9 protein-coding genes are annotated in these 13,195 nt (G+C 64.8%); 2 read left to right on the plus strand and 7 right to left on the minus strand.

Annotation, left to right across the window (positions count from 1 at the left end; genetic code table 11):
• From AC5RUH_RS15810 to AC5RUH_RS15820, 3 genes are all read right to left on the minus strand, one after another.
• Window positions 1-2,369, minus strand: a 2,369-nt coding sequence (locus tag AC5RUH_RS15810; protein WP_494129061.1) for a Tex family protein, incomplete at its 3' end; no start/stop codon positions are given.
• A gap of 75 nt (window positions 2,370-2,444) precedes the next feature.
• Window positions 2,445-2,768 (minus strand): hypothetical protein, encoded by a 324-nt coding sequence (locus tag AC5RUH_RS15815; RefSeq protein WP_494026427.1) that lies wholly within the window; start codon window positions 2,766-2,768, stop codon window positions 2,445-2,447.
• Between the two features lie 69 nt (window positions 2,769-2,837).
• Window positions 2,838-3,026 carry a hypothetical protein gene (locus AC5RUH_RS15820; RefSeq protein ID WP_494129057.1) on the minus strand — a complete coding sequence of 63 codons (189 nt, stop codon included), beginning with the start codon at window positions 3,024-3,026 and terminating at the stop codon, window positions 2,838-2,840.
• A gap of 194 nt (window positions 3,027-3,220) precedes the next feature.
• On the opposite strand from AC5RUH_RS15820, the gene AC5RUH_RS15825 reads away from it, so the two are divergent.
• Window positions 3,221-3,913 carry a hypothetical protein gene (locus AC5RUH_RS15825; protein WP_494001336.1) on the plus strand — a complete coding sequence of 231 codons (693 nt, stop codon included), beginning with the start codon at window positions 3,221-3,223 and terminating at the stop codon, window positions 3,911-3,913.
• A 30-nt stretch (window positions 3,914-3,943) separates the two neighbouring features.
• Here AC5RUH_RS15825 and AC5RUH_RS15830 read toward each other — a convergent pair whose 3' ends face one another.
• On the minus strand, window positions 3,944-4,798 hold the full coding sequence (locus tag AC5RUH_RS15830) for an alpha/beta fold hydrolase (RefSeq protein WP_494129058.1): 855 nt from the start codon (window positions 4,796-4,798) through the stop codon (window positions 3,944-3,946).
• 212 nt (window positions 4,799-5,010) lie between these two features.
• On the opposite strand from AC5RUH_RS15830, the gene AC5RUH_RS15835 reads away from it, so the two are divergent.
• A complete protein-coding gene (locus tag AC5RUH_RS15835) occupies window positions 5,011-6,414 on the plus strand; it encodes an MFS transporter (protein ID WP_494001334.1) in 1,404 nt (467 codons plus the stop codon).
• A gap of 181 nt (window positions 6,415-6,595) precedes the next feature.
• Here the strand turns inward: AC5RUH_RS15835 and AC5RUH_RS15840 are convergent, their stop codons facing one another.
• The 3 genes from AC5RUH_RS15840 to AC5RUH_RS15850 all read right to left on the minus strand — a co-directional run bounded on the left by AC5RUH_RS15840 (window position 6,596) and on the right by AC5RUH_RS15850 (window position 13,089).
• Window positions 6,596-6,865 carry a GlsB/YeaQ/YmgE family stress response membrane protein gene (locus AC5RUH_RS15840; protein ID WP_493977616.1) on the minus strand — a complete coding sequence of 90 codons (270 nt, stop codon included), beginning with the start codon at window positions 6,863-6,865 and terminating at the stop codon, window positions 6,596-6,598.
• 180 nt (window positions 6,866-7,045) lie between these two features.
• Window positions 7,046-8,827 (minus strand): acetyl/propionyl/methylcrotonyl-CoA carboxylase subunit alpha, encoded by a 1,782-nt coding sequence (locus tag AC5RUH_RS15845; protein ID WP_494129059.1) that lies wholly within the window; start codon window positions 8,825-8,827, stop codon window positions 7,046-7,048.
• A gap of 191 nt (window positions 8,828-9,018) precedes the next feature.
• Window positions 9,019-13,089 carry an Ig-like domain repeat protein gene (locus tag AC5RUH_RS15850; RefSeq protein ID WP_494129060.1) on the minus strand — a complete coding sequence of 1,357 codons (4,071 nt, stop codon included), beginning with the start codon at window positions 13,087-13,089 and terminating at the stop codon, window positions 9,019-9,021.
• Between the last annotated feature and the right edge of the window lie 106 nt (window positions 13,090-13,195).

Here is a 13,195-nt window from a genome sequence, read left to right on the forward strand (position 1 = left end):
CGCCCCGGCTTCCGGCCGGCGCCGCGCCCGGGCTTTCCGCCGTCGCCTCGCCCCGTTGTGCCACCGCGGGGATCGGGACGAGACCCGCCCTTTCCGCTGCGGGTTTCGCTCGCGCGGCCCTGGTGGCCGGACCCGGGCTGGCGCCGCTCGCCGACGGGAGCCTCGTCGTCGAGCCGCAGCGTCAGGGAGATGCGCTTGCGCTCCGGATCGGCTTCGAGAACCTTGACCTTCACGACCTGGCCGGACTTGACCACGTCATGGGGATCGGAGACGTACTTGTTCGACATGGCGGAGATGTGGACCAGCCCATCCTGATGGACGCCGACGTCGACGAAGGCTCCGAACGCGGCGACGTTGGTTACGGTGCCTTCCAGCACCATGCCCGGCATCAGGTCGGAAATCTTTTCCACGCCCTCGGTGAAGGAGGCGGTGGTGAAGCTCGGGCGAGGGTCGCGCCCCGGCTTTTCCAGTTCGGTGATGATGTCCACTACCGTCGGAAGGCCAAAGTGCTCGTCGACGAACTGCTGCGGGTCCAGCACAGCCAGGGACTGGGCGCCCCGCCCCGCCCCCGTCGCGGTTGTGCCGGCGGCGGCAAGGATTTTCCGTGCCACGCCGTACGCCTCCGGGTGCACGCTGGAGGCATCGAGCGGCTCGGCACCACCGGTGATGCGAAGGAATCCGGCGCACTGTTCGAATGCCTTCCCGCCCAGCCTCGGGACCTTCTTCAGCTCCGAGCGCTTGGCGAAGGGGCCGTTGGCATTGCGGTAGGCCACGATATTCTCGCTCAGCTGCGTACCGAGGCCGGCCACGCGGGAGAGGAGCGACGGGGAGGCGGTGTTCAGGTCCACCCCGACCGCGTTGACGCAGTCTTCGACCACCGCGTCCAGGGACCGCTCCAGCTTGCTGGCCGTGACGTCGTGTTGGTATTGCCCCACCCCGATGGACTTCGGGTCGATCTTGACCAGCTCGGCCAGCGGGTCCTGCAGCCGGCGGGCGATCGAGACAGCGCCGCGCAGCGAGACATCCAGTTCGGGCAGCTCCGCCGAGGCCAACGCCGAGGCCGAGTAGACCGACGCCCCTGCCTCCGAAACCACCAGCTTCTGCAGTTTGCGGGTGGGCTCCATCAGTTTGATCAGCTCGGTGGCCAGCTTGTCGGTTTCCCGCGAAGCGGTCCCGTTGCCGATGGCGACGAGTTCGACGGCGTGCTGATCCGCGAGCCTGGCCAAGGCTGCGAGCGAGTCGTCCCACTTCCTGGCCGGAGCATGCGGATAGATGGTATCGGTGGCCACCACCTTGCCGGTTCCGTCGACGACCGCGACCTTCACTCCCGTGCGCAGCCCAGGGTCCAGCCCCAACGTGGCCCGGTTGCCGGCCGGTGCGGCCAGCAGCACGTCCCGCAGATTGGCGGCGAAGACCCGTACTGCTTCGTCTTCGGCTGCCGTGAACAGGCGGACGCGGAGGTCGATGGCCAGCTTGACCAGGATCCGCCGCCAGCCCAGCTGCGCCGTTTGCAAGAGCCAGCGGTCGGCCGGCCGCCCGCGGTCAGCCACGCCCATCCGTGATGCCACGGCGTTCTCAAACCGGCCGCGCGCCTCGGCGAAGTCCTCCGGATGAGCCGGATTGCCTTCGCTGATATCAAGGTTCAGCACGCCTTCCTTCTCGCCCCGCAGCAGTGCCAGCACCCGGTGCGACGGCAGGCCGGCAGGGTCCTGGGCGAAGTCGAAGTAGTCGGCGAACTTCTGGCCGGCTTCCGACTGGCCCTCGCGGACCTCGGCCCGCACCAGGCCCTGCTGCCACAGCCGCTCGCGCAGCTCGGAGACCAGGTCGGCGTCCTGGCTGACCCGCTCCACCAGAATCGCCCGGGCGCCGGCCAGGGCGTCGGATGGCTCGTTGATGGCGTGCCCGGCATTGAGGAACCCTTGCGCCGCTGCCAGCGGATCCTGGGACGGGTCGGCCACGAGGCCATCGGCGAGCGGCTCCAGTCCTGCTTCCCGGGCGATCTGCGCCTTCGTCCGCCGCTTGGACTTGTACGGAAGGTAGATGTCCTCCAGCCGTGCCTTCGTCTCGGCTCCGTTGACTGCCGCCTCCAGCTCGACGGTCAGTTTGCCCTGCGCGGCGATGGCCTCCAGCACGGCACGACGGCGGTCTTCCAGTTCCCGCAGGTAGCGCAGCCGCTCCTCGAGATCACGCAGCTGCGCGTCATCAAGCGTGCCGGTGGCCTCTTTACGGTACCGGGCGATGAACGGGACGGTGGCACCGCCGTCGAGCATTTCCACCGCGGCCTTGACCTGCCAGGCTTGGACGCCGAGCTCCCGGGCGAGCTGGGCATGGATCCGGGCACTGAGCGCGGCCGGGTCGAGAGGCGGCAGGTTTGCAACGGAGGCGGGCGGGGCAGGCGCGGATGATTCGGTCACCGATCCATTGTGCCGTATTCGAGGCTTGGCCTAGGCGCCGGGATAGTAAAAGGCGTAGTCATCATAGGGGTCGCGCCAGCTGGACTCGTCACGGTGAATGCGCCGGACCTCGCTGCCGGGAACCCAGGCGGTACGGGCGGATCCGTGCGCATCCATCCACTTCACCTGCACGCTGGTCCGGTCCCAGGAGATGGCCTTGGCGTCGAACGTCTTCCCCTCATGCCGCACGCGGACATACGGTTCGCGGCCGTAGGGCTCACGAGTGGCCCCGGGCGGGCGGCCTTCGGCGCGGGGGCCGGGTTCGCCGCGATCCCGGGCGTACCTGCGGGCGGTCATGACGTCTACTTTGTTCATGCGGAAAGCCTGCCATCCGGCCCGGACGGTACGGGCGGCAACTGTCTCGATCCGGGGTCGCCGGCGGCTTCAGTAGCCGTAGCCGCCCGATTCCTTGGCATTTTCGGCTGCGGCTTCCCCCTGCACATCCTTGGAATCGGGGCCGGACGTTTCCATCGGCTTCTCGGATTCCGTGCTGTTGTCGTTGCCCGCCCCGGGATCTGCGGGAGCTGTTGCTTCCTCTTCCCCGGAATCGGAATATTCGTTGCCGCTGCTCATCATGGATTCCTCCCGCTAGGGGCGGCGGACCCGGTTTGCGCAGTCCGCACTGTGCCCGATGCCAATCAGAGTAGGCTGATGCTCAGTATGCTGTCTATGGCGGGGTCGAAGTTCGGATGGCTTGCCGGCTGACTGACAGAGATGCCGGAAGCGGTGCGCAGCGGGGCAGCGTCACGGGGGAGGAGTCGGCGGGCATGCGGGATGTTGGCACGGCGGCCGGTCGTGGTCTGGCCTTTGTTTTCTCGGCGCTCAAGAGGCTGCGGCCGGCCCGGCCCATCCATCCGATCGGGCTCCATCTGGAAGGGCGGCTGGAGAGATCGGGGAACTCCCTCGCCAGTGGCATTTCCTGGCTGGACGAAGCGGGGAACAACGACGTCGAGGCCCGGCTGTCGAGGTCAGCGGGCCTGCCGTCGCGGCTCCCCGACATTATCGGGCTCGCGCTGCGGGTCACCGCGGAGGACGGACAGGCCGACATCCTGCTGGCTTCCAGCGGTACCTCCCGGGCCGGCAGGTACCTGCTCCAGCCTCGACGGGACGTTCGTGCTGCGGCGCTGACCACGGTGATGCCCTACCGAGGGGCACACGGCCCGGTCCAGCTCGCAGCCCGCACAATCCGGCCGAACGTGCCGCTTCCGGCTGATCCGGCGGGATTCCGACGGGCGCTGGGCAGCGAGGACTGGGTGCTCTCGCTGTCCCACGCGCAGCCGTGGGGCCCGTGGCGCCGGTTTGGTACCCTCACGCTGCGGCTTGCGCAGGGCGGGGGAGACACCGGCCTGCGTTTCGATCCGATCGTGCACCGGCTTCCAAACGCGGATACCTACCGTTGGATCGAGAAGCTGCGCGCGCCGTCCTACGCGGTGTCGCGCCGGTCGCGCCCCCGGGGATAGGGGATAGGCGGACCGGCTTCGGGCGGAACCTCAAACCCCCGGCAGGTCCGCAATCCAGTTCCTCACCATCCGTGCGGCTGTTTCTCCGGCCTCCGCGGGCCACCAATGGCCTGCATCCACTTCAACAATTCTCAGCCGCGGCACCCAGTCCTCCAGCCCCTCCACCAGATGGGGCGAGAGGAACGGGTCTCGCCGCGGGACTATCACCTGCACGGGAACCCGGCAGCGGGCCGACAGGATTTGGGGCCGGAACCAGTTTGCCCGGTACAGGGCGAGGCCGCGAACACCGTTGTCGCCGATCCTGCGGCCGGAGAAGCGCTCGTACGGACGGGTCAGGAGCGTCCGCCACGCAAGTTCCGGCAGTACCGGCAACTGGAACCCGGCGACGTACAGGCTGCGCACGGCCTGTCCTGCCGCCTGCGGCCAGAGCGCGGGCCTGCGCAGCCTGCGCCCGAACCAGCGGTGAAGATGGCCCAGGTCCGGTCCCGAAATGCTGGTGAAGCTGAGAATCCGGCCCTCGGCACGAGCATCCTGGGCCGCCGCCCAGCCTTGGATCGATCCCCAGTCGTGTCCCACGAGGTGCACGCCCTCTGCCCCGGAGGCATCGATCACCGCAAAAAGATCGTCCACCAGGACGGGCAGGCGGTAGGCGCCGGGACGGGCGATGGGGGTTCGGGACGCCCCGGCATTGCGGGTGTCATAGGAGATGACGTGGCTGTCGGCGCTCAGGTGGGCGGCGACGGAGTCGAAGACCGAGTGGTCATCCGGGTAGCCGTGGATCAGCAGGACGGCCGGCCTCCCGGGCCCGTGCGGCGGGCCGTACGTATAGACGGCGAGTGTCGCATCGGGGCGCGCCAGCATCCCGTGCCGTTCATCGGCCTCCATCGGGGCCCTCCCTCGCAGCGCCGCGTGTTTCCGTCCGCCCAGCCTACGGCGGCATGGCGACCGCGGCGAGCACAGTGGTCCGCACCGGGAAACAGCAAGAGCAGGGCGGTGCGCATAACACAGCTGTCCACATGTTGAAACAATTGTCCGGATCGCGGACACATCTGACTAGAATTCATAAGTTATTCATTCGAGCGAAAGCCAACACTTCAATGTCCAAACCAGCATCAGTTACCGCGGGGGCGCCTGCCGCGCCGGTGAACTCCCGCGGCCGCGTCATCGTTGCCAGCCTTGTTGGCACGTCCATCGAGTTTTATGACTTCTACGTCTACGCCACGGCCGCCGTGCTTGTCTTTCCGGCGCTGTTCTTCCCGAATGCCAGCGGAGCCGTCGCTCTGCTGAGTTCGTTCGCGGTGTTCGGCGTGGCCTTCATCGCCCGCCCGTTGGGGTCCATTATTTTCGGACACTTCGGCGACAAGTTCGGCCGCAAGGGAACGCTGGTGGCCTCCTTGCTCACCATGGGCATCGCCACCTTCCTGATCGGCTGCCTGCCCACCGCCCAGGTTGACGGCTGGTCCTTCTGGGCACCCGCCCTGCTGGTGGTCATGCGCTTCGCCCAGGGCTTGGCCCTCGGCGGCGAATGGAGCGGCGCCGCCCTCCTGGCCACCGAGAATGCGCCGGCGAATAAGCGGGCCATCTACGGCACCTTCCCGCAGTTGGGCGCCCCGATCGGCTTCATCATCGCCAATTCGCTGTTCCTGGTGCTGAGCATCAACCTCGCCAACGAAGAGTTCATGGCCTGGGGCTGGCGCATTCCGTTCCTGGCCAGCGCCGTGATGGTGATCATCGGCCTGTGGGTGCGCCTGAAGCTGGTGGAAACCCCCGCCTTCCAGAAGGTCGTGGACAAGGGCGAGGTCACCAAGCTGCCGCTGGGCCGTGTCTTCAAGACCAGCTGGCGCCAGCTGATCCTGGGTACGTTCATCATGCTGGCCACCTACGTGCTGTTCTACCTGATGACCACCTTCACGCTGTCCTACGGCACGGCGGCAACCAACGCCGAGGACGCCGCCGCCGCGGCCGAGGCCGCCGGAAAGCCGTTCGATCCGGACACCTTTGCCGCCGGGCTGGGCTATGCCCGCAACGACTTCCTGCTGATGCTGATCATCGGTGTGGTGTTCTTCGGCATCTTCACCCTGGTGTCTGGCCCCCTGGCAGAAAAGTACGGCCGCAAGAAGACGCTGATTGCGGTATCCCTGGGCATCATGGCATTCGGCTTCCTCTGGGTGCCGCTCTTCGCCGGCGGCTTCGCCGGCACCATGGCGCACCTGATCATCGGCTTCACGCTGATGGGCCTGACCTTCGGGCCGATGGGTGCAATCCTGCCCGAGCTGTTCCCGACGAACGTGCGCTACACCGGCTCGGCCGTGGCCTACAACTTCTCCTCGATCCTGGGTGCTTCGGTGGCTCCGTTCATCGCCGTCGCGCTGTGGCAGGCCGCCGGGGGCAGCACGGTCCTGGTGGGCCTCTACCTCAGTGGCGCCGCCGTCCTGACGCTGGTCGCCCTGCTGCTGACCAAGGAAACCAAGGACATGGACTACGAGAACCAGTCGAGCTGACCTTCCAGCCGGACGATCAGAAAGACCCGCGGCAGTGGCCGCGGGTCTTTTTGATGGCTTGGCTTGGCGTGCCGCCGCGTTGCAGGGCAAGCAAAAGGTTGCAGGGCAAGCAAAAGGCCCGCCCTCCCCGGAGGGGCGGCGGGCCAGATGCCACTAAAAGGAGCAGTTTAATCGGCCAAGATTAAGCGGTTGTGCTCCTCCTCTTCGTGATGAAGCCCCAGATCACCAGCACGATCAGGGCGCCAATAATGGCCCAGATCCACGATTCGAGGCTAAAGAATTCGTTCATATCGGCGCCCATCACAGCACCGCCGATCCATCCGCCCAGGAGGGCACCGATGACACCGAGGACGAGCGTCGCAATCCAGCCACCGCCCTGCCGTCCGGGAAGGATCAGCTTGGCAATGGCGCCTGCAATAAGTCCAAGTAAGAGGAATGCTAGGAAGTTCATGAGGTGCATCTCCTTTGTTAGGTGCTACGTCAATTCTCCCGGTCAGGCCGGGTCCTGCTCCTTGGTAGGCATCACGCTACCGCATGGACAGCGTGCTTAGTAAGTTCCCGCGCCCACTTGGTACCTAAAACGTGACATGACTACAACCAGTGATACAGTCCGGCCTTGAAAGTGTGCGCCTTAATCCGCAATGGTAGCCAGCACGGCGCCGGCTGAAACGGTGTCGCCGGGCTTGGCGGTCAGCCCCAGGATGGTCCCGGACTTGTGCGCGGTGAGCGGCTGCTCCATCTTCATCGCCTCCAGTACGACGACGAGATCGCCTTCCGCAACCGTGTCGCCTTCGGCGACGGCGACCTTCACGATGGTCCCCTGCATCGGGGAGGCCAGTCCGTCGCCACCGGCCGCGGCCCCGGCTGCGGAACCGGAACGGCCCCGTCCGGCGCGCTTGGGCTTGCCGTTGGACTTGGCGGGCGTGCCGGTGCCGCCGCCCAGGCCCGCCGGGAGCACGACCTCCAGCCGCTTGCCCCCGACCTCGACGGTCACCCGCTGGCGTTCGCCGTCGTCGTCGGATCCCGCGGCCGGAACGGACTGGAACGCCGGGATGTCGTTGACGAACTCGGTTTCTATCCAGCGGGTATGGATGCTGAACGGCCCTTCCACGGGGGCGAAGGCCGGGTCGGCCACCACGGCGCGGTGGAACGGCAGCACGGTGGGCATGCCGCCGATTTCCATCTCGTCCAACGCGCGGCGGGCGCGCTCCAATGCCTGGGCGCGCGTGCTGCCGGTGACAATCAGCTTGGCCAGCATGGAGTCGAAGTTGCCGCCGATGACTTCGCCGGCTTCGATGCCCGAATCGACGCGGACGCCGGGACCGGTGGGCAGGCGCAGGGTCTCCACCGTCCCGGGCGCCGGCATGAAGTTGCGGCCGGCATCCTCGCCGTTGATGCGGAACTCGAACGAGTGCCCGCGTACGTCGGGGTCGTCATAGCCGAGCTCTTCGCCGCGGGCAAGGCGGAACTGTTCGCGGACCAGGTCAATGCCGGTGACTTCCTCGGACACGGGATGCTCCACCTGCAGGCGGGTGTTGACCTCGAGGAAGGAAATGGTCCCATCCTGGCCGACGAGGAATTCGCAGGTTCCGGCGCCCTGGTACCTGGCTTCGCGCATGATCGCCTTGGACGCCGTGTACAGGCGCTCGTTCTGCTCGGGGGTCAGGAAGGGGGCCGGGGCCTCCTCCACGAGTTTCTGGTTGCGGCGCTGCAGCGAACAGTCGCGGGTCGAAATGACCACCACGTTGCCGTGCGCGTCGGCCAGACACTGGGTTTCCACGTGCCGCGGCGAGTCCAGGAAACGCTCCACGAAGCATTCGCCCCGCCCGAACGCCGCCGTGGCCTCGCGCACCGCCGACTCGTAGGACTCGGCGATGGCCTCGCGGTCACGGACCACCTTGATGCCGCGGCCGCCGCCGCCGTAGGCCGCCTTGATGGCCAGCGGCAGGCCGTGCGCGTCGGCGAAGTCCAGGACTTCCTGCACGCTGCCCACCGGATCGGGCGTGCCGGGCACCAACGGGGCGCCGACCCGTTCGGCGATGTGCCGGGCCTGGACCTTGTCGCCCAGTTGGGAAATGGCGTCGGGGGAGGGGCCGATCCAGGTCAGCCCGGCGTCGACGACCCGTTGCGCAAACTCTGCGTTCTCGGACAGGAAACCGTAGCCGGGGTGGACGGCGTCGGCACCGGCGGCCTCGGCCACCTGCAGGAGCTTGTCCATCATCAGGTACGACTCGGCGGCGGTGCTCCCGCCGAGTGCGTAGGCTTCGTCCGCCAGACGGACGTGCAGGGCATCCCGGTCCGGGTCGGCGTAGACGGCGACCGAGGCAATGCCTTCGTCCCGTGCGGCGCGGACTATGCGAACGGCAATTTCACCACGGTTGGCGATCAGTACCTTGGTGATGCGCTGGGTCATTCAAAGCTCCTTCTATCCTTGAGGAGCCTAGCCTGCTTTTGCGGGATTCGCTCATGAACCATGCCGTTTCTGCGTGTGAGAGGGCGGTTCTTTGTAGGGGTCCTACAAAGGGAACAGCGGGCGCCCCGATCTTCCACCTGGCCGGTGGAGATCGGAACGCCCGCTGCTTTTCTGTGTGCGGGACCGCAGGGCTACTTCACGGTGACCGTCTTGGTGGTTGTGCTTCCCGCAACCTGCGATGTTCCGCCGTAGGTGACGGTGTACTTGTGCTTGCCCTTCTTCTGGTTCTTCAGCGTGAGGCTAACCTGGCCGTTCGTGACCTTGGCATTCTTTGCCACGGTCTTGCTGCCGTCCTTGATGGTGACGGTGCCGGTCAGGTTTTTGAAGCCACTGGCCGTGACCTTGATGGTCAAGACAGCCGTCTTCGCCGTCGTCGACGACGCCGCAACGCTCACCTTGGAAGCCACCTTGGCCACAGTCGCCGTCGAAGAGGTAGACGCCTGGTTTACGTAGCCCGTTGCGGAACGAGTCACCGTGACGCTGATCTTCTTGCCGGCATCAGCTTCGGTCAACTTGTACTTTGACGACGTTGCCTTGCTGATGGCTTTCCCGTCGCGCAGCCATTGGTAAGCCACCTTCGGCGCCGCCGGCTTGCTGGCCGAGGCATTCGCCGTCACCGTAGAGCCGACCTTCTTGGTTCCCGAAATGGTGGGCTTCGGGGCGGAAGTAAACGCGAAGGCGGTGGTAACGGAAGCCGAGGTCTTCGCCGTGGTTGCGTAGCCGCTGGCAGCCCTTGTCACCGTGACGCTGATCTTCCCAGCCGCGTCTGCCGTCGTCAGCTTGTACGTCGACGAGGTTGCCTTGTCGATGGCCTTCCCATCCCGCAGCCACTGGTAGGTGGTAGAGGACGCGGCGGGCTTGCTGGCCCCGACAGTGGCGGTCAACACGGCCCCAAGTGACTTGGATCCGCTGATCGTCGGTGTCGGTGCGCTCTCGAAGACGAACGCAGTTGCGACGGCGGCTGAGGTTTTCGGCGTCGTCGTATAGCCGGTCAAGGCATGGGTTGCCGTGACACTGATCTTCGTGCCGGCGTCAGCCTGGACCAGCTTGTAGGTAGTGCCCGTCGCACCGGTAATCACCTTGCCGTCTCGGAGCCACTGGTAGGTGACCTCGGAGGCCTTCGGAGAAGCATTCCCGGCGACAGCAGTTAGCGTGGCGCCAAGAAGTTTAGATCCACTAATCGTTGGTGTCGGAACCGTGTTGAACGGCTGAAAACCGACAATGACCGGGACCGACGTTGCCGTGGCCTCGTTATAGCCATCCAAGGTGTAGGTGGCCTTGACCGAAATTGATGTGCCGGCGTCGGCAGGGGTCAACTGGTAGCTGGCACCCTCAGCGCCTGCAATAGCAGTGCTATTCCGCAGCCACTGATAAGCCACTTTGGCGGCGGAGGGTTGTGTCGAGCCAGATACGACGGTCAGGGTCTTGCCCGGGGAAGCGTGTCCCGCGATGCTTGGGGGCGTAACGGTTGTGAATACCTGGGCTCCTAGGTTTGCATCTATGCCCGTCACATTCTCCGCACCCAGAACCCTGACGACTGTTGCGCTCTCGAATGAGCTGGAATGCTTGTACCACGGCCTCGAAAACGCCTTCTCAAAGTTGACGAACTCCAACTTGTAGTCGCCAGGCGCCAGCCCCAGAATCGAGTAACTGCCGTCTGAACCTACTGCCCCTGACGTTTCCCACCCGTCTTCGGAATCCGCCCTGTAAACGGTGACGAAGGTGTTCGACGTGCTGTACCCGCTCGGAAGCGTGACCTTTCCTGAAATGCGTCCGCCGACGTGTAAATGAACATCGATGCCTGTCAAGTCTTGCTGGCTGAGTATCAAAGGTGCGTCGGAGCCGTCCCAAGCAGACGCGCCTGCATACCAAGCAGGCGCCAGATCCGACTCCCAAGGACCATGCACCCTGAGTTTGTACTGGCCTGGGGGGAGGCGTGGAACCTCAAATTTTCCGTTTACGCCCGCATAGGCTGAAGTGATACTTTCGCCGAAGGCGTCATAGACATCGACGATGGCACCTAGCGCGCTGTAGCCCTTCGGGACAGAGATAGTTCCTGAAATCGTCATGCCCTTGGACAGGACGAATTCGATGCCTTTGAGGTCCTCGCTGGCGGCAAGGCTGATGGCCGTAGCGGACTTGATGCTTGGCCCTTCGGGATACCACTGCGAGGGGTAATCCGTTCCCCAGATATCGGCATAGAGTTTGTAGCTGCCGGCGGCTAGCCCGTTGATGGTAAATCCACCTGCATCATTTAGGTGAGTGTCTGTGATCCAGCGTTCAGACGATGCCGAGTAGACGCTGATGCTGACTAGCCTGGGATCCAAATCGGTTGGCAGCTTCACCGCTCCGGAAATACTGCCTCCTTTGACGAGGGCTACATCAATACCGGTGGCGGCTTGGCCCTCCGCCAAAATAATGACCTGTGCGTTCGTGTGTGAGTTGCCGTTCTTGTACCACTGAGGTGCGGCTCCGGAGCGGTAGGTTTCGAATTCGACTTTGTAGCTGCCCGCTTTGAGCCCGGTGACTACGTAACTTCCGTCGAGATTACTCCATGCACTGCGGGACCAGTCTTCTGCATTCTCGGAACTGTAGACGCGGATATGGACGGAGTCGGCATCTGCGCCCGCCGGCATGGTCACCCTGCCGGAAATGCTGGACGCCTTGGGAAGGGTGGCATGGACATCAACGATGGATTCACCTTCGGTGACGTTTACCACTAGGGCATCGTCGAACGACTCAGCATCTTTGTGCCAGCGGGTCAGAGCGCCTGATCGACCTGCCGCGAATTCGATCTTGTATGCGCCGGTAGGCAGGCCCCTAACGGTATAAGTTCCGTCCTCGCTAACCTGGGTGGACGCAACTGGGTCCCATTCTCTTGTGACACGGTAGATAAACACCTCCACTTCACTGACCTCTGCACCTTTGGGGACCAGAACGGTTCCGGAGATGCTGGCACCCGTGGTCAGCTCGGCGTTGATGTTGGTGCGGTCTTGGCCGTCGGCGAGTTGTAAAACTTGGGCATCTTTGAAGGTTTGGGCACCGTCGTACCACCGCGAGAGCGCACCGGAACGGCCGGCATAGAACTCAAGTTTGTATTCGCCCGCTGACATTCCGTTGAGGATGTAGGTGCCGTCTTCTTCCACAGAAGTTGAGGCGATGTGGTCCCATCCGTCGTCGTTGGTGTATACGCGAACCTCTACGCCACTGACGTTGGCGCCGTCGGGGACCCCGATGGTTCCGGAGATGCTGGCGGCTTTGGCGAGTTCGGCGTTGATGTTGGTTCGGTCTTCGCCGTCGTCGAGGTTCAGTGTTTGTGCGTCTTCGAAGGTTTGCGCGCCGTCGTACCACTGTGAGAGCGCGCCGGAACGGCCCGCATAGAACTCCAATTTGTAGCTGCCGGCTGACAGCCCGGTGAGGATGTAGGTGCCGTCTTCTTCCACCGAGGTTGAGGCTACGTAGTCCGAGTCGTTGTCCGTGTATGCCCGAACGCGTAGGCCACCGGCGTTGGCGCCGTCGGGGACCACGATGGTTCCGGAGATGGTGCGAGCTTTGGCGAGTTCGGCGTTGATGTTGGCGCGGGCCTCGCCGTCGGCCAGGGTCAGGGTTTCGGCCTCCTCGAAGGATTGGGAGCCGTCGTACCACTGCGAGAGCGCGCCGGAGCGGCCTGCGGAGAAGTGCATTTTGTATTGTGCAGCGGCCAGTCCTGGGATTGTGTAAGTGCCGTCTTCTTCCACCCAGGCTGAGGCTACGTATTCCCACTCGTTGTCGGTGTATGCGCGGACGCGTACAGCGCTGGCGTTGGCGCCGCCGGGGACCACGATGGTCCCGGAGATGCTGGCGGCTTTGCCGAGTTCAGCGTTGATGTTTTCGCGGTCTTCGCCGTCGGCTAGGGTCAGGGTTTTGGCCTCGTCGAAGGAGTGGGCGCCTTCGTACCACTGCGAGATCGCGCCAGAGCCGCCGGCGGAGAAATGGACCTTGTACTGTCCAGCGGCCAGTCCCAAAACCGTGTAGGTGCCGTCCCCGTTGAGTTGCTCGGAGCTGACCCAGTCGTTGTCGGTGTCATAAACGGTGGCGCTGATCCACGCAGGGTCGACGCCTTCCGGTAGTGCAACGGTCCCGGAGATGCTGGCGGCTTTGGCGAGTTCGACGTTGATGTTGTCGCGGTCTTCGCCGTCGGCCAGGGTCAGGATTTCGGCCACTTTGAAGGATTGGGCGCCGTCGTACCACTGTGAGAGCGCACCGGAGCCGCCGCCGTGGAACTTTAGTTTGTACTCGCCGGCTGTCAGTCCGGTGAGCCTGTAGGTA

Source organism: Arthrobacter sp. Y3223166 (assembly GCF_059090935.1).

Excerpts from the sequence above, each read along its gene's own strand:
- AC5RUH_RS15815 (WP_494026427.1), bottom strand. The coding sequence starts at position 2,768 with ATGAACAAAGTAGACGTCATGACCGCCCGCAGGTACGCCCGGGATCGC.
- AC5RUH_RS15820 (WP_494129057.1), bottom strand. The coding sequence starts at position 3,026 with ATGAGCAGCGGCAACGAATATTCCGATTCCGGGGAAGAGGAAGCAACA.
- AC5RUH_RS15825 (WP_494001336.1), top strand. The coding sequence starts at position 3,221 with ATGCGGGATGTTGGCACGGCGGCCGGTCGTGGTCTGGCCTTTGTTTTC.
- AC5RUH_RS15830 (WP_494129058.1), bottom strand. The coding sequence starts at position 4,798 with ATGGAGGCCGATGAACGGCACGGGATGCTGGCGCGCCCCGATGCGACA.
- AC5RUH_RS15835 (WP_494001334.1), top strand. The coding sequence starts at position 5,011 with ATGTCCAAACCAGCATCAGTTACCGCGGGGGCGCCTGCCGCGCCGGTG.
- AC5RUH_RS15840 (WP_493977616.1), bottom strand. The coding sequence starts at position 6,865 with ATGAACTTCCTAGCATTCCTCTTACTTGGACTTATTGCAGGCGCCATT.
- AC5RUH_RS15845 (WP_494129059.1), bottom strand. The coding sequence starts at position 8,827 with ATGACCCAGCGCATCACCAAGGTACTGATCGCCAACCGTGGTGAAATT.